This is a genomic window from Aequorivita nionensis, from assembly GCF_046352995.1.
Lineage (GTDB): Bacteria > Bacteroidota > Bacteroidia > Flavobacteriales > Flavobacteriaceae > Aequorivita > Aequorivita nionensis.
Genome location: NZ_CP130281.1, coordinates 2,194,135 through 2,213,837 on the forward strand (window position 1 = coordinate 2,194,135; position 19,703 = coordinate 2,213,837).

20 protein-coding genes are annotated in these 19,703 nt (G+C 37.3%); 6 read left to right on the plus strand and 14 right to left on the minus strand.

The genetic code is table 11. The annotated features are described in order from the left end of the window. The first annotated feature begins 18 nt into the window (after positions 1-18). Positions 19-855 carry a glycosyltransferase family 2 protein gene (locus Q2U82_RS09935; RefSeq protein WP_410007152.1) on the plus strand — a complete coding sequence of 279 codons (837 nt, stop codon included), beginning with the start codon at positions 19-21 and terminating at the stop codon, positions 853-855. On the opposite strand, the gene Q2U82_RS09940 is transcribed toward Q2U82_RS09935, so the two are convergent. Further along, the gene (locus Q2U82_RS09940; protein ID WP_410004724.1) at positions 852-1,925 is read right to left on the minus strand and encodes a glycosyltransferase family 9 protein; all 1,074 of its coding nucleotides are present in this window, start codon (positions 1,923-1,925) and stop codon (positions 852-854) included. The genes Q2U82_RS09935 and Q2U82_RS09940 overlap by 4 nt on opposite strands. A gap of 48 nt (positions 1,926-1,973) precedes the next feature. On the opposite strand from Q2U82_RS09940, the gene Q2U82_RS09945 reads away from it, so the two are divergent. Then, positions 1,974-2,720 carry a lipopolysaccharide kinase InaA family protein gene (locus tag Q2U82_RS09945; RefSeq protein ID WP_410004725.1) on the plus strand — a complete coding sequence of 249 codons (747 nt, stop codon included), beginning with the start codon at positions 1,974-1,976 and terminating at the stop codon, positions 2,718-2,720. Positions 2,721-2,735: 15 nt separating this feature from the next. Here the strand turns inward: Q2U82_RS09945 and Q2U82_RS09950 are convergent, their stop codons facing one another. Both Q2U82_RS09950 and Q2U82_RS09955 read right to left on the minus strand, forming a co-directional pair. After that, the gene (locus Q2U82_RS09950; RefSeq protein ID WP_410004726.1) at positions 2,736-4,385 is read right to left on the minus strand and encodes a S41 family peptidase; all 1,650 of its coding nucleotides are present in this window, start codon (positions 4,383-4,385) and stop codon (positions 2,736-2,738) included. Between the two features lie 45 nt (positions 4,386-4,430). Then, positions 4,431-5,246 carry a 2,3,4,5-tetrahydropyridine-2,6-dicarboxylate N-succinyltransferase gene (locus Q2U82_RS09955; RefSeq protein WP_410004727.1) on the minus strand — a complete coding sequence of 272 codons (816 nt, stop codon included), beginning with the start codon at positions 5,244-5,246 and terminating at the stop codon, positions 4,431-4,433. Positions 5,247-5,417: 171 nt separating this feature from the next. On the opposite strand from Q2U82_RS09955, the gene ruvX reads away from it, so the two are divergent. The 4 genes from ruvX (at position 5,418) to mazG (ending at position 7,936) form a co-directional block, all read left to right on the plus strand. Then, on the plus strand, positions 5,418-5,828 hold the full coding sequence (gene ruvX, locus Q2U82_RS09960) for a Holliday junction resolvase RuvX (RefSeq protein WP_410004728.1): 411 nt from the start codon (positions 5,418-5,420) through the stop codon (positions 5,826-5,828). A gap of 4 nt (positions 5,829-5,832) precedes the next feature. Then, positions 5,833-6,423: a peptide deformylase gene (gene def, locus Q2U82_RS09965; protein ID WP_410004729.1), complete on the plus strand. Its 591-nt coding sequence runs from the start codon at positions 5,833-5,835 to the stop codon at positions 6,421-6,423. Between the two features lie 64 nt (positions 6,424-6,487). Continuing rightward, entirely contained in the window at positions 6,488-7,027 is a 540-nt protein-coding gene (locus Q2U82_RS09970) for a DUF5606 domain-containing protein (RefSeq protein WP_410004730.1), read from the plus strand. Positions 7,028-7,162: 135 nt separating this feature from the next. Next, positions 7,163-7,936, plus strand: a complete 774-nt coding sequence (mazG, locus tag Q2U82_RS09975; protein ID WP_410004731.1) for a nucleoside triphosphate pyrophosphohydrolase — start codon at positions 7,163-7,165, stop codon at positions 7,934-7,936. Positions 7,937-7,956: 20 nt separating this feature from the next. Here mazG and Q2U82_RS09980 read toward each other — a convergent pair whose 3' ends face one another. From Q2U82_RS09980 to Q2U82_RS10030, 11 genes are all read right to left on the minus strand, one after another. Next, positions 7,957-8,163 carry a hypothetical protein gene (locus tag Q2U82_RS09980; protein WP_410004732.1) on the minus strand — a complete coding sequence of 69 codons (207 nt, stop codon included), beginning with the start codon at positions 8,161-8,163 and terminating at the stop codon, positions 7,957-7,959. Between the two features lie 60 nt (positions 8,164-8,223). Then, entirely contained in the window at positions 8,224-8,433 is a 210-nt protein-coding gene (locus Q2U82_RS09985; protein ID WP_410004733.1) for a hypothetical protein, read from the minus strand. 16 nt (positions 8,434-8,449) lie between these two features. Then, complete coding sequence (locus Q2U82_RS09990) at positions 8,450-10,522, minus strand: DUF349 domain-containing protein (RefSeq protein WP_410004734.1); 2,073 nt, start codon at positions 10,520-10,522, stop codon at positions 8,450-8,452. Positions 10,523-10,624: 102 nt separating this feature from the next. Continuing rightward, on the minus strand, positions 10,625-11,356 hold the full coding sequence (locus Q2U82_RS09995; RefSeq protein WP_410004735.1) for a shikimate dehydrogenase family protein: 732 nt from the start codon (positions 11,354-11,356) through the stop codon (positions 10,625-10,627). Beyond that, entirely contained in the window at positions 11,349-12,371 is a 1,023-nt protein-coding gene (locus Q2U82_RS10000; RefSeq protein WP_410004736.1) for a DUF368 domain-containing protein, read from the minus strand. The genes Q2U82_RS09995 and Q2U82_RS10000 overlap by 8 nt, the downstream gene beginning before the upstream one ends. 23 nt (positions 12,372-12,394) lie before the next feature. Continuing rightward, complete coding sequence (locus tag Q2U82_RS10005) at positions 12,395-13,390, minus strand: DUF368 domain-containing protein (protein WP_410004737.1); 996 nt, start codon at positions 13,388-13,390, stop codon at positions 12,395-12,397. A gap of 35 nt (positions 13,391-13,425) precedes the next feature. After that, positions 13,426-14,826: a tetratricopeptide repeat protein gene (locus Q2U82_RS10010; protein WP_410004738.1), complete on the minus strand. Its 1,401-nt coding sequence runs from the start codon at positions 14,824-14,826 to the stop codon at positions 13,426-13,428. 140 nt (positions 14,827-14,966) lie between these two features. After that, a complete protein-coding gene (locus Q2U82_RS10015; RefSeq protein WP_410004739.1) occupies positions 14,967-16,151 on the minus strand; it encodes an aspartate aminotransferase family protein in 1,185 nt (394 codons plus the stop codon). Further along, complete coding sequence (locus Q2U82_RS10020; protein ID WP_410004740.1) at positions 16,151-17,902, minus strand: OstA-like protein; 1,752 nt, start codon at positions 17,900-17,902, stop codon at positions 16,151-16,153. Before Q2U82_RS10020 ends, Q2U82_RS10015 begins: the two co-directional genes overlap by 1 nt. A 47-nt stretch (positions 17,903-17,949) precedes the next feature. Then, positions 17,950-19,221 carry an adenylosuccinate synthase gene (locus Q2U82_RS10025; RefSeq protein ID WP_410004741.1) on the minus strand — a complete coding sequence of 424 codons (1,272 nt, stop codon included), beginning with the start codon at positions 19,219-19,221 and terminating at the stop codon, positions 17,950-17,952. 6 nt (positions 19,222-19,227) lie between these two features. Further along, the gene (locus Q2U82_RS10030; RefSeq protein ID WP_410004742.1) at positions 19,228-19,698 is read right to left on the minus strand and encodes a Fur family transcriptional regulator; all 471 of its coding nucleotides are present in this window, start codon (positions 19,696-19,698) and stop codon (positions 19,228-19,230) included. Between the last annotated feature and the right edge of the window lie 5 nt (positions 19,699-19,703).

The following is a 19,703-nucleotide window of genomic DNA, read 5'->3' on the forward strand; positions in this document are numbered from 1 at the left end:
CCTTATGTTTCGGTAATTGTGAGCACCTATAACCAACCGGAATGGCTTCAAAAAGCACTTTGGGGTTTTGAGCAACAATTGGAAAAGAATTTTGAAATCGTGATCGCAGATGATGGTTCAACTGAAGAAACAAAGATGTTGATCAATTCGTTTAAAGAAACTTCTTCTTTAAAAATCACTCATGTTTGGCAGGAAGACCACGGTTTTCAGAAAACAAAAATTCTTAACAAAGCCATTGTCGCTTCAAAAGGAGAGTACCTTATTTTTACGGATGGCGACTGCATTCCACGAAATGATTTGGTTTCAACACATTTGGGACTGAGCCGTCCGGGATGTTTTCTTTCGGCAGGTTATTTTAAGTTGTCGATGAAAATTTCGAAACAGATCACTAAGAATGATATTGAAACCCAGCGTTGTTTTAATGCAAAATGGCTTTTGAAACACGGACTGAAAAAAACCTTTAAGATTAACAAACTTACTAGCTACGGCTTGAAAGAAGATATTCTTAACACGTTCACCCCAACAAGTGCCACTTGGGATGGCAATAATGCTTCCGGCTGGCGCAAGGATGTTCTTGCTGTTAACGGTTTTGATGAGCGCATGCAATACGGCGGAGAAGACCGTGAAATGGGTGAGCGGTTAATGAACTACGGAATAAAACCACAGCAAATTAGATACAGCACTGTAACTTTACACTTGGATCACGAGCGCGGATATGTTACCAAGGAAATGTTTGTGAAAAATAAAGCAATCAGAAAAGTTACAAAACAAGAAAAACGTATTTGGACAGAACACGGAATTATTAAATCTGCAAATCCTGTAAATCTTCCGAAAGAAGAAGTTTTAAAAAATTAAGAAGAAAACTTTGTGAGATGATGCTCCAAAAATGGTTTTAGTTTTGAGAGAATCAATTCTGGGGTCAATTCTTTGTAAAGTGAATTTGGATCTTCTTCAATGTTTCTTCGTTCTTCTAAAGTGAAACTGCTGAAAAGATCTGGCTTTTCCTCCAATAAATGTATGGAATCGTGATGGTCGCCATCCTCAAAACTGCACCAATGCTCTTTGTTTACGTATGGCGAATAAATTGTGAATGTTGGTTTGTCAAGCGCTTTGGTAATGTGAACACTTCCTCCTTCATTTGAAACCAAAAGGTCGCATTTATTCATCAATTTTATAAATCCCCGTATGGAATCTTCGTAGATTTCAAGGTTTATTTGATCTTTGTTTTTGCACATTTCGTAAACCTTTTGTGCTTCTTCTTTTTGGTTGGGGGCGTAATTGAAAAGAATAGTACCGCGATAGTTTTCAGTAATGTAATCTATTATTTCAACCATATATTTATAGGGCATGGATTTTTGGGGCGTGCTACCCAAAATGCCCAACATAATCACGGGTTTTTGAAGAGAGTCAATTCTGCTGTATTGTTTTTCTTCTTCCGTCAAGAATATTTTTGGGGTATATTCGGGTGCTTTCAATTCAAAAACGGAAGCAATCATATTAATTCTGTCCTCAATTGCCTTGCCGCAGTTTTTGGAACGGTGTTTCAAATGGCTTATAGGATGGGTGTAAAAAGGAAGTTTCAAATCTTTATGGGCGCGCTTTAGTCCAATCCTGTACTCGGCACCCGAAAAAAGACAGATCAGCCTGCTTTGCAACTTGGAATAGGGATCAAAAATAATGTCATATTCTTCCTTTTTTATTTTTGAAATCGTTTGGAAAAGCTTGGTGTAGCTCTTTAGTTCTTTTTCCTTTACTGCGATAATTCGATCAATGTTTGGATTGTTCTCCAGAACACCTGCAGTATATTCATATACAAAATAGGTAACTTCACTTTCGGGAAATACCTTTTTTATATTATTGGCAATGACGGAGCTGATGAGCACGTCACCAATTCTTTTGTTTTGTATTACGAGAATTTTCTTCATATAGATTACCTTCGCAAAATACCTTTTTTAAAAGTATCTTTTTTATAAATGCACGAGAATTTTATTATCAACCCAAAATATTCCCACTTGGCTGAAAAGCTTAAGGAGGTGCTTCACGATTTTTCCCATAAAGGAGAATATGTGACTAAGGGCGAGCGCAATGTGATAAAAATGGTGCAACTTGAAGGAATTTCCTTCAATATTAAAAAATTTAAAACACCGAATGCTTTTCAGTCGTTAGTTTATAAATTTATTCGGAAAAGCAAAGCGAAGCGCTCTTTTGAATACGCGTCAAAATTGATTGATTTTGGAATAAACACCCCTTTTCCCGTGGCTTATTTGGAAGTTTTTTCAGGAGGGTTACAGGAGAGTTTCTACATAAGCGAACACATTGATTACGATTTTGATTTTCGGGAATTGATACACAATCCCAGATTTAAAAAACGAAACGAGATATTAAGACAGTTCACGAAATTTACTTTTAAACTTCACGAAAAAGACGTGAATTTTTTGGACCATTCCCCTGGAAATACACTAATAATGGATCACGGGAATAATACGTATGATTTCTATTTAATTGATTTAAACCGAATGCGTTTTGAACCCATGGATTTTAACGCACGTATGCACAACTTCCGCAGATTATGGCTTTCAAAGACGATGGTTAAAATTATGGCGCAGGAATATGCGGAGCTTTCCGGTAAAAGTTTTGAAGAAACCCATGCACTGATGTTGAAGCATAGTAGGGCTTTTCAGAAGAAGGTTAATAGTAAGAAGTTACGTCGTAAAAAGTAAATTTGAACTTTCCAATTACTTTGAATCATTCACATATTCAATAGCTTTTTCTAACACTTCATCTTTGCCATCACGTATCCCTTGAATTGTTGGCTTTACTTCAATGTCAGGAATAATACCTATGCGTTGTGTTTCTCTACCATCTGGATAATAAACCCCCATACCAGTAAATACTGTTTTATCACTCCCCGAAAACCTGAAATAAGTAACGGGACCATCAGCACCTGCGGTTTGGCTACCAATAATTTTTGCGCCGTCTACTGTTTGAAAACACATGCAACTATATTCTGCTTGACTTTGTGTTATCTCATTAACAAGAACTACTACTTTACCTGTGTATTTTTCTCCTTTTTTGGTACCACAAGTTTGTGTTTCTGCAATGAAAAATTTCCCTGGGTATTCTATATCTGGCATTGTGAGGGTCACAAAATACTTAGGAACTTTATTCAAATAGGCCGCAATATAATGTATGGAGCTCTTTGGATAATTACGAATATCAAAGATAATGGCTTTAGTATCCATTAATTTCTTCATTGCAGTGGTAACATCATCACTTTCTAAAACCCCCATATTTATATAACCAATATTCCCTTCAAGGATTTCCCATTTTTCAAGGTTTTTTTCACTTTTGAATTCGTTGTAGTAATACCTGTGAACAGTTTTAATCTTTGTTACATTATTTCGAATATATTCAACAGTTATCGTATCCGAATTTCCGTTAAAAATAGCAAACGCGGAACTTCTTATTTTAACTGCGGGATTCGAAGCACTTAGGTATTTATAATGTTTTTCAAAGATATTCTTAATACTTTCTCCATTAGCTGTTGTAATTATATCTCCAATGCGTAGATCGTCTTTGGCGGCAAGCGATTCGTCATAGAAACCTGTTATTATTGCTTTGTTATCAATAATGGTGAATTTTGCAGGAATCCAATAAAGACCAAAATAATCGTTAAGGACTGGAGTGGAGAAAGTTGCATGGCTATCGTCAATTTTTACCACTAGCTCAAGCAGAGCAAGATTATATTCAAGCTCTGTTTGAGCATTTGCAAACTTTGGAATCATTTCTTTTAAAACGTCATCCCATTTTTGATCGGTAAGATATTTGTATGGATAGAAATACTCCACAATATTCCAGTATCTAAAGAGCGCCAATAACCTAAGATTTTTATTTTTCCAATCAAAATTTGGATATTCTGGCTCATTTTGAATTTGTACTGTCCATACAGTGTCTGTGTTTTTTATATAATATGGTTTTCCTTGATATCTATTGTTTTCAATATACTTAAGTTTTTGAGACAGATTTGGTTCAAAATATTTTGAATTTTGAGTCCATGATAAATCAAAATTTTTGTTTATATACTTTTTGGAACTTTCTTCGGTACATTTTACACATTTCATAATAATTCCTAAAGAGTCAATCCATTTACTGAAAATATTAGATAGACTTTCATCAGTTTGAGCAGTTTCTATTTTTGAAAGAATTTTAAAAAGTTCATCATCCCAGTTATAATTTCCATTTGCTATATTTGGATGGTAATATTTCAAAAAGCCCCAGACTTTAGCGGTGGCAGCTAATTTTTGTGTTTCTGAAAGAATTTCCTGTGCTTTTACAATTGGAAAAGTAAAAAGAGCGAAAAAAATTAAGAGTATTTTAATCTTCATAATGAACTTTTAAACTGTCAACTGCCACCGAATACTGCTTACTTCCTAAACCGCCACCCCATATTCCCGCAAAGCATCATTCAAAGAAGTTTTAAGATTGGTGCTTTCTTTTCGCACTCCAATAATCAACGCGCACGGCACTTGATATTCCCCAGCAGGAAATTTTTTGGTATAACTTCCGGGAATTACTACGGAACGTTCGGGCACATATCCTTTTACTTCTATAGGGTTTTCACCAGTTACATCTATAATTTTTGTGGAGGCAGTAAGCACTACATTAGCGCCCAAAACAGCTTCCTTACCCACACGAACACCTTCAACTACAATACAGCGCGAACCAATAAAAGCACCATCTTCAATAATAACAGGCGCAGCTTGAAGCGGCTCCAATACGCCGCCAATGCCCACGCCACCACTTAGGTGTACGTTTTTACCAATCTGAGCACAACTGCCTACGGTTGCCCAAGTATCTACCATCGTACCTTCATCAACATAGGCGCCAATGTTTACATAGCTTGGCATTAAGATAACTCCTTTAGAAATATAAGCTCCGTGACGTGCAACTGCATTCGGCACTACACGAATTCCCTTAGCTTCATAACCAGATTTTAGTGGAATTTTATCGTGATACTCAAAAATTCCAGCTTCCAAAGTGCGCATTTTTTGAATGGGGAAGTAGAGCACGATCGCTTTTTTTACCCATTCGTTTACTTGCCAGCCATCAGCCGTTGGTTCTGCGCAACGCAGTTTGCCTTCGTCACAAAGGTTTACCACTTGGCGGATGGCAACTATAGTTTCGGTTTCGGTAAGTAGGGAACGGTCTTCCCAAGCTTTTTCTATGGTTTGTTGTAGTTCGGTCATGTGTTTTTTGTTATCGGTTTTTAGTTCTCCGTTGTGGGATGAGATTTTTGCCTGTAATAAGCCAACTAGTATCTAACTCCCTGCGTCTTTTTCACAAATATAAGCTTCATAATTCAAAATTACAGTCGATAATAGTATAGTAATTCACAAACCCTTATTTTTGCAGTCGGTATGGGAAGAATTTTAGCGTTGGATTACGGCAGCAAGCGAACTGGCATCGCCAATACGGACGAGCTGCAAATGATTGCATCGGGTTTGACGACGGTTGCTACTTCTGAATTGATGGATTTTTTGAAGAAGTATATTGCTTCGGAAAAAGTAGAATTGGTTTTAGTGGGCGAGCCCAAGCAGAAAGACGGAACCCATTCCAATATTGAAGAAGAAATTCAGAAGTTTTTGAAGAAATTTTCAGAAGTTTTTCCCGACTTAGAAGTAAAGCGCGTTGATGAACGTTACACTAGCAAAATGGCTTTCCAAGCAATGATTGACAGCGGTTTGAAAAAGAAACAACGACAGAATAAAGCGCTGGTTGATGAGATTAGTGCGACTATAATTTTACAAGAATTTTTATATAATAAATAGTTTAATGATACTACCGATTGTAGCCTATGGCGACCCAGTTTTAAGAAAAGAAACCGAAGAAATAACTAAAGACTATCCAAACTTGGATTCGGTTCTCGAAAACATGTTCGAAACTATGTATGAAGCTCGAGGTATCGGTCTTGCGGCACCTCAAGTAAATATACCCATTCGCCTTTTTATAGTTGATGCAACACCTTTTGAGGATGACGAAGATCTTTCAGAAGAGGAACAGAAATTTGTTTCTACCTTTAAAAAAGTATTCATCAATGCACGAATTCTCGATGAAACCGGTGATGAATGGGCTTTCAATGAAGGCTGTTTGAGTATTCCAGACGTGCGTGAGGATGTTTTCCGCCAGCCAGATATTGTTATTGAATATCAAGACGAAAATTTTAAAAATCATAAAGAAACCTTCAGCGGAATTGTAGCGCGAATCATTCAACATGAGTATGACCACATTGAAGGAATTCTTTTTACTGATAAGCTTTCACCGCTCAAGAAAAGATTGATAAAAAGCAAGTTAGCTAATATTTCAAAAGGAAACGTTAGCGTGGATTACCGGATGAAATTTCCAAATGCAAAAAAGAAACGTTAAGGCGCTTGTTTATATAAACCAAACCAAGGATATTTGTATTAATTAAAACATTTAAAAGTATTTTATGAGCTTAGAAAAAGTGCTTTCCATTGCCGGCAAACCCGGACTTTACAAATTAAAAACCCAAACCCGTGCTGGCTTTTTAGCTGAATCGCTTTTAGACGGGAAAACTATAAACGTAAGTGGCCGCCAGAATGTGAGCCTGCTTTCAGAAATTGCAGTTTATACATTGACTGAAGAAGTGCCACTTCGTGAGGTATTTCAGAAAATTTCAGAAAAAGCAAATGGAAAGGAAACCATAAGCCATAAAGTTTCAAAAGAGGAGCTTGAAGAATTTTTCTTCGGTGTTTTGCCAGATTATGATGAAGACCGCGTATATGCCAGTGATATAAAAAAAATGGTACAATGGTACAATCTTCTTGTGAAAAATGGTTTGAATGATTTCTCAGCACCAAAAGAAGAAAGCAAGGAAGAAGAAACCAAAACCGCTAAAACTACAAAAACTGCTGTTCCAAAAGCGGCTGCGCCGAAAACCGCTACTCCAAAAGCTTCATCGGCTAAAAAAGGGGGGGCGACTAAAAGTGCCAATTCACGCAAAACATAATATTCAAGCTTTTTATAAATATCAAAAATCCCGAAAGTTCGTACTCTCGGGATTTTTTTGTTAATGATTTTTAATAAATCATTTCTATAACCTATTGCATTTACAGTAGCTTTGTTTGTATAAACTTTCAGAAAAATGAACTCTCGAGAAAATCATCTTCAAGCCTTCAACAGACTTTTAACCATTATGGACGAACTCCGCGAGCAGTGCCCTTGGGACAAAAAGCAAACGATGGAAACACTCCGTCATTTAACCATTGAGGAAACCTATGAGCTGGGCGACGCTATACTTGAAAATGATTTAAACGAAGTGAAAAAAGAATTGGGAGATGTTTTGCTCCACATTGTTTTTTATGCGAAAATAGGCAGCGAAACCAACGATTTTGATATTGCTGATGTGTGTAATGATATTTGCGAAAAACTCATTTCCCGTCATCCACATATTTATGGGGACGTAAAAGTGGCTGACGAAGAAGAAGTAAAACGAAACTGGGAAAACTTAAAGTTGAAAGAAGGAAAAGCAAGTGTTTTGGAAGGTGTGCCAAAATCATTGCCAGCTTTGGTTAAAGCCAGTAGAATTCAGGATAAAGTTGCGGGAGTAGGTTTTGACTGGGAAGAACCCCAACAGGTTTTTGAAAAATTGCAGGAAGAGTTGGGCGAGTTGCAACACGAAGTAAATGAAAACAACCAAGAAAAGATAGAAGCCGAATTTGGTGACGTGCTTTTCTCGATGATAAACTATGCGCGATTCTTAAAAGTGAATCCCGAAAACGCGTTGGAACGCACCAATAAAAAATTTATAAAACGATTTCAGTATTTGGAAAGCAAAGCCAAAGAAATGAATAAATCTTTAAAAGATATGACTTTGGCAGAGATGGATGTTTTTTGGAACGAAGCTAAATTACAGTAGTCAGTTTTCAGTAGCAGTTTTCAGTTTTTTATTGAAGTAAAAAGCATGATCCAATTTGTTTCCCAAACTTGGCTTGCTTCATTATAATATGCCTGCTCCCATTGTGCTGTGTCTGCAGTTTCCTTTTTCCATAGAAACCTTAAATTGTATTCTTTTCCTTTATAATCTTCTTTCCCGAAAAATTTCCCAACGCCATTCTCAAATTTTCCAACAACTTGTTCTTTCAAACCAATCTCCGGGTTTGCAGTGTCTGCCCAAAAGATTTTCCATTCGTTTGGAACTGGATTTTAGATCCGGATGCTTAGGCCAATAAAATCATCGCCAAAATGCGCTGATTTCATTTCGTCCATAATTCCCAAACCGTTCAAAATTGGTTTGGTTTCCATTTCCGCAGTGAATTCAGTCCATTCATCACAATCGGTCATTCGGTCTTTTAAACGTCGGTTTAGAACATTCCATTTACCAACTAAAAAATCGAAATTATGAATAACAATCATAAAATTACTTGGAAATTTAATCTTCCCGAACTTCCTTAATTTTTGAAAGTTTTGCCTTCCAAACTTCAAGCTGCTCTTTATGGCGTTCAATATTTTTATGGACTTCTTTTACTAAAGGATTGTTTTCGTCAACGTGGTGGAAAAATCCTAAATTGTTCTCTAGCTGTCTAATTTCGTCTTTAGTTTCATCTATTTTTTTCGAAATAAAGAAATGCTCATTCTGCAGTTTGCGGTCGTCTTCGCGGTTTACTAGGGTGTTCAATTTATTGTCAAACTTGATTAGCTCAGTTTCCTTTTTGCCCAAGTCAAGCTTTGAAAACAGGCCGTCCAAGGTTTTGTTGAATTTCTGTTCAATATTGCGTTTGTTGTATGGTACGCGTCCAATTTCTTTCCAAGCGGTGATTTTCTCCTTTATGGCTTTCACATCTACCTTGTGATCGCCGCTCAATTCAAAAGAAGAAAGTTTTTCGAGCATTTCTTGCTTGGCTTCAAAATGAACCATTTCTTCTTTGTTGGCTTCATTTTTCTGGGCGTGAAGTCTGTCAAAATAATGATTACACGCTTTTTTGAATCGTTTCCAAATCTTGTCGCTGTCCTTTCGTGGCACGTGGCCAATATTTTTCCAATTATCTTGGATTTTTTTCATCAAAGCGGTCGTGGCTTCAAAATCCTCGCTGTCTTTGTTTTCCTCTGCAATCTTTATAAGTTCACGCTTCTGTTCAAGATTTGTGTATTGTTCTTTTTTCTGGTTTTTGTAAAAACTGTTCTTTTGATGGTTAAAGTTACCCGTTGCATCTTTAAAAGCTTTCCAGATTTCTTTATTATTTGCTCTTGGAACACGACCTGTGTTGAAAAAGGCATCCCGAAGTTCCTGCACCTTTTTAATGGCATTTTGCCAACCTTGGTGACTTGGTTTGGTATCTTCAGCAGCTTTTTTTATTTCTTCGACCAATTGTTTTTTCTTTTCATAATTGGCTTCAAAGTCTTTTTCCATTTCGGCCAATTGTTCTTGGCGCTTGTCGTGGATTACTTTTGTGGCCTCGCTGAATTTGTCCCAAACTTCATCGCGATATTCCTTTGCAACAGGTCCAATATCTTCTTTCCACATTTTGTGGAGCATCTGTAGTTCACGGAAAGCTTTATTAATATCAGTTTCCTGACCGAGCTCTTCAGCACGAGTAATGATTTTCAGCTTACTATCTAGATTGTGCTTAAAATCTAAATCGCGGAACTCACGGTTTAAATGAAGAAAATCATAGAAATTTTCAACATGGTGGTGATACGTGTTCCAAACGGTGTTGTATTTATCCCTTGGAATTGCCCCAGCCATATGCCATTTTTCTTGAATTTCTTTAAAATGGTTATAGGTAGTATTAATATTTTCTTCAGCACTCAAAAGGCCTTTCAGCTCCTCAATAAGTTCCCAACGCTTATCTATGTTGGCTTGTAGGTCTTTCTTAAGATTTTTATAATAACTGTTTCGCTTTTCTTTATAGTCAAAATAAAGCGAATTGAATTCTTTTTTTAGTGGAGTAGTGTAGTGGAAGTCAATAATATTGCCACCTTCGGCAAGAAATTCCTCTTTTTTGTGTTCCAGTTCTTCGTTGAATTTGCTATTGAATTCTGAACGGATTTCCTCAACATCGTGCTTTAATTCCTGGATTTTTTTTGTTTTCAGAAGTTTATCAAGTTCAGCAACCAATTCTTTTTCTGAAAGTGAGCTGTAATCCTTTTGAGCTTTTTCCTCGTGTTCTTCTTCGTCCTCTTCGTCTTCGGAAGAAGCTACTTCATCCTCATCTTCACCTTCCTCATCCTCCGAAGCTTTAACTTGAGAAGCATCCTCCTTAGAAGATTCATTGACCAATTTTTTTTCTTCAACAATTGTTTCCTCAACACTATTGTTTTCGGAGGTTTCTTCAGTAGAAACTTCTTCAACCGCGCTTTCTGATGAAGAGCTTGATTCCGTTGTTTTTTCTTCCGTTTCTAATACTTCTTTATCTTTTTCAATTTTGTTTTCAATTTCAGAAACGGTTTCAGTAGTTGGAATTTTCTCTTCGTTCTCTTCCTGAGGTAATTTTTCGTCAGACATTTGTTTCAATGTTTAGGTTCGTTTTTCTTGGAGGGTCAAGATACTAACAACTGCGCAATTGGCAAAGCACACAGCGTTTTTTTGAATCTTTTTGGGTGAATTTTATGAATTCCAGATTTTCCAAGCTTTTTCTGCCTGCAATTCTAACATCCTCAATCCATTGGCTGTTTTTGCTCCGTTGGTTTTCCCCTGTTTTAAAAACTCTGTTTCGGCAGGATTGTATATCAAATCGAATAAAAGATGGTTTTCAGTGAGAAACCCATAAGGAATGGCGGGATATTCGTGAATATTGGGAAAGGTTCCCAAGGGCGTGCAATTAACAATCAATAAGTGGTTTTCAATTATTGACTTGTTTACGGACTCGTAATTAATTGTATTTGAATTTTCCGTACGGCTCACAAATTTAAATTCAAAATCTAAATTTTTCAATGCATAAGCTATTGCTTTTGAAGCACCGCCCGTACCCAAAATAAGGGCGGTTTTTTTCTTTAGCGGAAGAAAATTTTCAAGTGATTTTTGAAAACCGTAAAAATCTGTATTGAAGCCTGTAAGTTTCCCGGTTTCAGAAATTTTAATAGTGTTGACGGCACCAATTTTTTGGGCTGTTGCATCCAAGCTATTTAGAAATTTGATGACTTCTTCTTTGTAGGGAATGGTGACATTTAAGCCTTTTAAATTTGGGTTTTCGGAAATTATTTTCGGGAATAGTTCAATGGAAGGAATATCAAAATTTTCATAGGAATGAAACAGGTTTTCATTTTCAAATTTTTCGGAAAAGAAATTTTTTGAAAAAGAATAACCGATATTTCTTCCTATCAACCCAAATTTAGACACGATGTTTCTTTTTGTAATTATCGTACCAATCTAAGCTTAAAACAATGGCTGCCCCAATCACCATAAATAGTATTGCTAGTTTGGTTTCTGTACCAAAGTTTTCAGGGAAATAGCGCGTATATCCTGTTATTATTTCTCTTCCGTTGGCGTCGAGTTTTATTTGGCCCAAAGTGTCAAAAACATATTTTTCTTCTTTCCACGGCCAAACCACACCAAGTGAACCGGCTATAAAACCAATAATCACCGCGTAAGTAGCTTTTTTAAATCGCTTCAAAACATACGCCAACAAATGTGAAAGCGAAACCAAACCAACTAAAGAACCTAATGAAAAAATGGCTAAAACCTTTAAAAGCTCAATCCTTTCGGGATTATAAACCCAGCTAAAATCCAATTGAAAAATATTTGCGAATGTGTCAAAAAGCGCATTTACTGAATCTACCAACAACAATACATAATTACCCAAAAGAATTAATATGAAAGAACCTGAAAATCCAGGCAAAGTCATTCCAGAAACACTGATCATGCCACAGAAAAATACAAAAAATAGATTACTGTTTTCTTTTGCGGGTTCTAAAAAACTGATCGCTACGCCAGCAATTACGCCACATAAAAGATAAGCGGCATACTTGCGGTTCCAGTCGCCGAAATCTTTTGCTATAAAGTAAATGGAGCCGATTATCATTCCGAAAAAGGCACTCCAAACATAGAGTTCGTAATGAACAATTAAATAATCGAGAAGCTTGGAAATGCTGAAATAACTGATAACCATCCCCAAAATCAACAAACTTAGAAATTGCCCATTGGTATAACGGTACAAACTTTTATAACGTCCGCCGATAAGCAGTTTGAAAGCTTTCCTGTTTATTTTTTGAAGGGAATAAATAAATTCCTCATAGAAACCTGCAACAAAAGCGACCACTCCGCCAGAAACTCCGGGAACCTTATTAGCTGCACCCATAGCAAGTCCCTTTAGAACTAACCAAGTTTTATCGGAAAAGGAGCGATTTTCGTACACGGGTTGTGTTAAGTGTTATTAAGTTATTTTGACTCTTTACTGCTACTGGATACTGTGCTTTTCTTCACGGCAATCATTTCCAACAAAAAAATTGTCAAGAAGCCAATGACCGCAAATAATATGGCATATAAAATCTGTGGATTTCCATCGTAATTTTGTGGAAGAATACTTCTTTCAATAAACGGGATTTGTTCCCCAGCGTGGTTCATTCTGTATTGTAAAACTTCTTTCCACGGCCATATTTTGTTTAATGCGCCTACCATAAACCCAGTAAGCACGGCGAGTATTAAGTTTTTGTGATGTTTGAACATCCAGTTCAAGACTCGCGAAAACATTTTCAGACCTAAAATTGCACCAACACCAAATATTAAAAGCTTCCCGAGCGCACTTAAAAACAATGAGCTATTTAAAGTGATAATTCCTTCGCCTAATTGGGTTACAATGCCAATAACAGCAGTATAGGCACCCAAAAGCAAAAGAATAAAAGCGCCCGAAATTCCTGGAAGTATCATTGCGATTATTGCAATAAAACCTGCCAAAAAAAGAAACCAAGTGCTTTCCGGAGAACCGATTGGATCCGCAATAGTTATTAGATAGGATAGAACAGAAGCGATAATTAATGCCACAATTACAGTCAATCTCCAATTAGTTATTTGTTTGCCAACATACACAATACTGGCGATTACCAACCCAAAGAAAAAGGACCAAACCATTATGGGATAGACTTCCAAAAGCCAGGTTATAAGTTTTGCAAGCGAGATGATACTTATAAAAACCCCTGAAAAAAGCGCCAGTAAAAAAGAAAGATTATAATGTTTCCAAGCTTTTGAAAAACCTTCCTTCTTCCAGATTTTGAAGAAGCCTAGATCAATGTTGTGAATGGTTTCAATAAGCTCTTCGTAAATTCCAGAGATGAAGGCAATTGTTCCGCCTGAAACTCCGGGCACAACATCCGCAGCACCCATTGCAAGTCCTTTTGCGGTTACTATTAAGTATTGGAGAAAATTTCTTTGAGGCATAGATTTAATTTGCTAAAACCCCAAAAATACAGAAATTAAAGCGAAGGATTTTTGTGTTGTTTGATTATTTCCACAACCGATTCCATTTGATATACTTGAGGAAAAAGTTCCTCAATTATCATCAAATATTCGGGTTCGGATTTTAGGGCGTTCTTAAGATGAAATGCTCCTTTGTCATTCTCACTTAACGTAAAATAAAGTCCAGAAAGGCGGTATTCTAGCTCGGCATGTTCGGGATAAAACTCCAAGGCTTGGTTAAAATTGTTTACCGCTGCTTCATATTCACCTAAATTGGTAAGAATATCGCCTCGGGTTAACCAAGATTCCAATTCATAATTACCAAGTTCTAAAGCTTTGCGATAACCAACTTCAGCTTCTTCAAAAAGGTTCAGTTTGTTATTGATTTTCGCATAACGCTTCCAATAATGCACATTTTCACTGTCAATATTAATGGCTTTTTCTATGTAATAAAGTGCTTTTTGATATTGTTTGCTTTTTAAATAAAAATCGGTAATAGCTATCCAGCCTTTATCAAGCAAAGAATCTTCTTCTACACATTTAGTGTAAAATTGAATCGCCATTTCAGCATTTCCAAGTTTTTCGTAGCATTTTCCAATTCGCAATAGTGCATAAGAAGTTGGATCATCCAATCCTAAAGTAACGGAATAGCTTTCTATAGCTTCACCATACTTCTTCATTTTTTCCAAAACCCTGCCTTTTTCAAGATATGCGCCAATAAAACCGTCATCGCTAATTATGGCGAAATCAAACGCAGCGAGTGCTTTTTTATAATCTTTCAGTTCATAATATTGCTTGCCCACTTGATGCCAAGCAACTTCACAATAAGGATTTTTGTTGAGATAATCGTTCAGATAGTCTATGGCTGCTTCGTATTCGTCAAGATATTCAAAGCAGTAAATAATATTGTAAAGGGCTGAATAATCCTCTTCATCTTCTTCCAAACATTTCATAAAATAATATTTGGCGTTTTCATAATCTTCCAAGAAAAGATATTCCATTCCCAATAATGACAGTACGTCAGCTTCGTCATCGGTAATTTCCAATGCTTGTTCCAAAAGAGTGATGGCATCTTTATGCTTGTCGCGTCGTGAAAAGATATTTGCCTTCTGAATGTAGATTTCCTCGTTGCTCTGTTCCAATTGGTATAGCTCGTCCAAAAGTTCTTCGGCGATTTCCAATTGGTTTTCAAAAATATACATTTCAATTTGGAAAAGCTTGAGGTTTGTAGAGGTAGGGTGCTGTTCCAAACCTAGTTTGGTTGCCTTTTTGGCTAGTGCAATTTTTCCGTTTTCAAGATAATGATGCACTATTTCTTCAAATTCCTCTGAGTCGAAAAAAAGTACGCTGTTGGTTTTCAGCATAGATTCGAATCTTTCCAGCGAGAAGTTGTTATGCTCGTTTGAACTTAATTGCATACGCACGGTTTAACGGTTTCTTCTATTTTAAAGATAATAATGTAATAACGAGTTCAATAGTTATGCCGCCTTTATTGTTAACGGACTTATCAACATAAAGGTAAGTTGTAAAGCGCTATTAATAAAGGATTTGCAACGAATTACTGCCTTTTGCAGCGATTTAATACGTTTTGCAACATATTGCAACCTTCTGCAATTTCGTCATTGCTAATTGTCAGTGGGGGTGTAATGCGGAGGGCGCGACCTTCAAAAAGTAGCCAAAAAAGTATCAATCCGCGGTCTTTACAGGCGAGAATTACTTCGGAAGCAATCTCGGGTGTTTCCAACATTGCTGCCAGCATAAGGCCTCGTCCACGAATTTCTTTTATCATTGGGTGTTTCAGAAGTTTTCTAAAGAGTTTTTCTTTTTCTAGCGTTTGTTGGATAATGTCGGTTTCTGTCAATTCCTGTAGCGTTGCCAAAGCGGCAGCCGCAATCACAGGATTTCCGCCAAAAGTGGTAATGTGGCCAAGTTTCGGATTGTTTTGAAGCAATGACATAACGTTGTGTGATGCCGTAAAAGCACCAATTGGTAAACCGCCACCCATTCCTTTTCCCATCACCAAAATATCTGGCACAATACCAAAATGTTCAAAGGCGAAAAGTTTTCCAGTTCTTCCAAATCCGGGTTGAATTTCATCTAAAATCAAAAGCGTTCCGGTTTCATCACAACGCTGTCGAACTTTTTTTAAATAATCATTTTCCGGCTGGATAAAACCAGCGCTACCTTGGATGGTTTCCAAAATAATAGCGGCTGTTTCTGAAGTTATCTTCTGTAAATCCGCTTCATTGTTGAAAGTAATAGGAAAGCAATCTGGAACTAAAGGCTGGAAAGCGTTTTTGCGTTCCTCAAAACCCATCACACTCATGGAGCCCATTGTGTTGCCATGGTATGCGTTGTTAGCATAAAGAATTTGTGTTCTTCCCGTTGCGCGTCGGGCAAGTTTTAATGCGCCTTCTATGGCTTCTGTACCGCTATTTACTAAATAAGTTGTGTTTAAATTCTTCGGAAGGTTTTCGGCAAGCAATTTTGCAAGTTCCACGGCTGGCTGTTGAATATATTCGCCATAAACCATTACGTGCAAATATTTATCAACCTGATTTTTTATAGCTGAAACAACGCGTGGATGGCAATGCCCAAGTGTGCAGGCTGAAACTCCCGCTACAAAATCCAAGTGTTTTTTTCCGGAAGTATCGTAAATATAGCTTCCTTCTGCATGCGAGATTTCCAAGGCCAACGGATGCGGTGTTGTTTGCGCTTGGTATTTATAAAAATCTTCTGTCATTAGTTTCCGGTTTGAATGGAATCGTTCGCTTTTTGAATAGAATCCCGTTTTGCCTCGCTTTCCTGTGTTTCGGGTTTTGGGTCGTCTGGACGATTTTTAAAATCCTTCGGGCTTAATTTTGATTCTTCGGGAAGCTCAATTTCATCTTCGGGAATATCCTCAAAAAATTCACCTTCGTCTTTTGGCAAAGGAATCCCTGTTATTTTTGGAAGGACTGGCGCAGGTTTTCCTTTAAATAAATCTTCCACAGAATACAATCTTTCTTCACCCCGCCATTGAAATCCGGGCAATAATCGTGCGTTGTCAGGGAGCATGGAAGGTGGATAGACTTTCCCATCGGCTTTTTTTATAAAACGAATTCCGGTAATTTGCTGTTCTTCCAAATACATTTGTATGGAACTGGAAACCGTAATATTTATACCCACCAATTCCTCTTTATCGTTCCGGGAATAATAAATTACCTGTGCGTTTTTATTAATGTTTACAGTATCTAACTCGTTATTTGTGAAAAGACCGATAAGCCGCTCACCCTTCACTTGGTTATAGCCCATACTATCCTTTTGAACCAAAAAGGCATTATTGAAAACCTTTAAAGTGTCTAATTTGTCAGTGATTGTATCTGATAGAATGTGGATGGTATCACCAATCATTTGGTTTTCGCCACTCCACAAAACAGGATTGCGCAATAATTTTGTGATCCCTCTTTTTTGGTTCACATAAATGGAATCACACTTTCCACTGGTAGGATCGTCGCCAACTTTTCCAGGTTTAAAAAGCCTAGCTCGGTAAAATCCCTTTACAACTCTATTTTCAGGTTTTCCAGTTACCTGCAAAGTGTCTGCATGAACATAAATGGAATCACCGTCACGAACGGTAATTGCTACGGCTCGTTTCGTAATAAAAACAGAGTCCTTTTCACGAAAAACTTCAGCATAATGTCCGCGGATTACACTTTTATTAATAGTGTCCAAAACCCGAATATTGTTCGTGGCTGAAGCAAAACTCTTGTTTCTGTCAAAGTAGATACTGTCGCCATAAAGTGTTCGGTTTTCATAATCTACTTTTGAGTTTTTTACAAAATAACCAGTATCGCCGCGCGTATCGTAATAACCACGCTCGCAATAAACCGTGCTGGTTTCGCTTACAATTGTGGAAGGTCCGTAAAGATATGCAGCACCGGTTTCGGAATAGAAATCGAGTTGGTTGCTGTTTACGGTGTATTTTGGATTTACGATTTTTACGTCGGAAAGAAACTGATATTTTTTACTTTCTGCGAAATATCTACCCGAACGACTTGTCAAAACACTTGCGGTGTCGCGGACGGTACCACCAGTTCTGTAATAGGCTTGCTGTTTTATTCTGTCAAAGTAAAGAGTATCGGTTTGAAGGGTGGTTTTTGGTTCGGTCAAAACCACATCGCCACTGGCAAAGGCAAACTGAGTGTTCCCGTTGTATTCTGCATATTTACTATTCATAGAGACAGTGTCTCCCTGCGAAATTCGAACTGCGCCATAAGCCTTTACGAAGTTGTTTTTTAAGTAAACAAATGCTTGATCACACCACATTTCCACACCTTCGTGAACAATGTAAACCTGTCCGGTTTCGTCTTTGGTGTAAATTGCTGCATCGGGAAATTCTGGGCGTAATTCTAAATAACCAGATTGGATATCAACTTTCTGTTTTTCTTGTGCGGAAAGACTTATTCCGAAGAAAAAAAGCGAAATAACAAATATGAATTGTGATATTTTCAAAAAAGATTTATTTGTAATTTGTAACGAAAATACCAACTAAATATTGATTACCGGTGAATGGTCTGCTTTCTATCTGGCCCTACAGAAACTATTTTGATAGGTACCTCCAGTTCTTTTTCAAGGAAATCAATATAGTCATTCAACGCCTGAGGCAACTGTGAAGCTTCGCTCATTTTGGTTAAATCTGCTTTCCAGCCTTTCATTTCTGTGAAGATTGGCGTTACATTTTCGGCTTCAATATTATACGGTAAATGCTGAATTGTCTTGCCTTTGTAATTATATGCAGTACAAACCTTTAATTTTTCGAAACCGCTCAAAACATCGGCTTTCATCATTATTAGTTGGGTAACTCCGTTCACTTGAACAGCGTATCGTAAAGCCACTAAGTCTAACCATCCGCAACGTCTTGGACGACCGGTAACGGCACCAAATTCATTTCCGATTTTGGCCATTCTCTCACCGTCCTCGTCAAAAAGTTCAGTAGGGAAGGGGCCGCTACCAACTCGTGTGGTGTATGCTTTAAAAATTCCGAAAACATCTTTTACTTTGTTTGGAGGAACGCCCAAACCTGTGCAAGCACCCGCTGCTGTGGTGTTTGAAGACGTTACAAACGGATATGTTCCAAAGTCAATATCTAATAATGAACCTTGTGCGCCTTCAGCCAAAATAGTTTTTCCTTCTTTTTGCGCTTGGTGCAAATATTCTTCGCTATCAATGAAAGTAAGGTTCTTCAATGTTTCAACTGCAGCAAAAAATTCAGCTTCAAGATCGGCCAAATCATACTGAACATCCACATTGTAAAAAGCGATCATCGCTTCGTGTTTATCAGCCAAAGCACGGTATTTGTCTTGCCAGTTTTCTAGTTCCAAATCACCTATACGGATTCCGTTTCTTCCGGTTTTGTCCATATAAGTTGGGCCAATTCCTTTTAATGTAGAACCAATTTTTGCCTTTCCTTTGGAGGCTTCAGAAGCTGCGTCTAATAAGCGATGTGTTGGTAAAATAACGTGCGCTTTTCTTGAAACAATTAGGTTTTTCTTGAAATCAATATTAAACTTTTCCAAGGCTTCCAGCTCTTTTACAAAAACCACTGGGTCAATAACAACACCGTTTCCGATGACGTTTACTGAATTTTTGTGGAAAATACCGGAAGGAATGGTGCGCAACACGTGTTTTATTCCGTCAAACTCCAAGGTGTGACCTGCATTTGGCCCGCCCTGAAAACGTGCTATTATATCATAGTTCTTTGTTAGGACATCGACAATTTTTCCTTTGCCTTCGTCGCCCCATTGTAGTCCAAGTAGTAAGTCTACTGCCATAATTTATTAAGAATTTTCCGCTTTAGTTTTGGTTGCGGATTTTTTATTCCCGTAGAAATAAAGTGAATGGTTGGTTATTTCAATATTAAAAACCTCTTCAATGGTTTTTTTAATGGTGTGAATTCGTGGGTCGCAAAACTCGATCACTTCACCATCTTCAAGGATTATGTGATCGTGGTTGCGGTCAAAATATGATTTTTCGTAATGCGCTTGGTTTTGCCCAAATTGATGCTTGCGCACCAAGCCACATTCCAAAAGCAACTCAATAGTGTTGTAAAGCGTGGCACGGCTTACGCGATAGTTTTTGTTTTTCATATTTATGTACAACGATTCAATGTCAAAATGATCGTCGTGGTCATAAATTTCCTGAAGAATGGCGTATCGTTCCGGTGTTTTACGGTGTCCTTTTTTCTCAAGAAAACCCGTGAAAACGTTCTTTACAATTTCCTGATTGTTTATGTCTGTTTTTGAACTCATAATTA

Excerpts from the sequence above, each read along its gene's own strand:
- ruvX (WP_410004728.1), top strand. The coding sequence starts at position 5,418 with ATGGGAAGAATTTTAGCGTTGGATTACGGCAGCAAGCGAACTGGCATC.
- mazG (WP_410004731.1), top strand. The coding sequence starts at position 7,163 with ATGAACTCTCGAGAAAATCATCTTCAAGCCTTCAACAGACTTTTAACC.
- Q2U82_RS09955 (WP_410004727.1), bottom strand. The coding sequence starts at position 5,246 with ATGACCGAACTACAACAAACCATAGAAAAAGCTTGGGAAGACCGTTCC.
- Q2U82_RS10015 (WP_410004739.1), bottom strand. The coding sequence starts at position 16,151 with ATGACAGAAGATTTTTATAAATACCAAGCGCAAACAACACCGCATCCG.
- Q2U82_RS10025 (WP_410004741.1), bottom strand. The coding sequence starts at position 19,221 with ATGGCAGTAGACTTACTACTTGGACTACAATGGGGCGACGAAGGCAAA.
- Q2U82_RS09945 (WP_410004725.1), top strand. The coding sequence starts at position 1,974 with ATGCACGAGAATTTTATTATCAACCCAAAATATTCCCACTTGGCTGAA.
- Q2U82_RS09950 (WP_410004726.1), bottom strand. The coding sequence starts at position 4,385 with ATGAAGATTAAAATACTCTTAATTTTTTTCGCTCTTTTTACTTTTCCA.
- Q2U82_RS09940 (WP_410004724.1), bottom strand. The coding sequence starts at position 1,925 with ATGAAGAAAATTCTCGTAATACAAAACAAAAGAATTGGTGACGTGCTC.
- Q2U82_RS09985 (WP_410004733.1), bottom strand. The coding sequence starts at position 8,433 with ATGATTGTTATTCATAATTTCGATTTTTTAGTTGGTAAATGGAATGTT.
- Q2U82_RS09990 (WP_410004734.1), bottom strand. The coding sequence starts at position 10,522 with ATGTCTGACGAAAAATTACCTCAGGAAGAGAACGAAGAGAAAATTCCA.
- Q2U82_RS10030 (WP_410004742.1), bottom strand. The coding sequence starts at position 19,698 with ATGAGTTCAAAAACAGACATAAACAATCAGGAAATTGTAAAGAACGTT.
- Q2U82_RS10005 (WP_410004737.1), bottom strand. The coding sequence starts at position 13,390 with ATGCCTCAAAGAAATTTTCTCCAATACTTAATAGTAACCGCAAAAGGA.
- def (WP_410004729.1), top strand. The coding sequence starts at position 5,833 with ATGATACTACCGATTGTAGCCTATGGCGACCCAGTTTTAAGAAAAGAA.
- Q2U82_RS10010 (WP_410004738.1), bottom strand. The coding sequence starts at position 14,826 with ATGCAATTAAGTTCAAACGAGCATAACAACTTCTCGCTGGAAAGATTC.
- Q2U82_RS09970 (WP_410004730.1), top strand. The coding sequence starts at position 6,488 with ATGAGCTTAGAAAAAGTGCTTTCCATTGCCGGCAAACCCGGACTTTAC.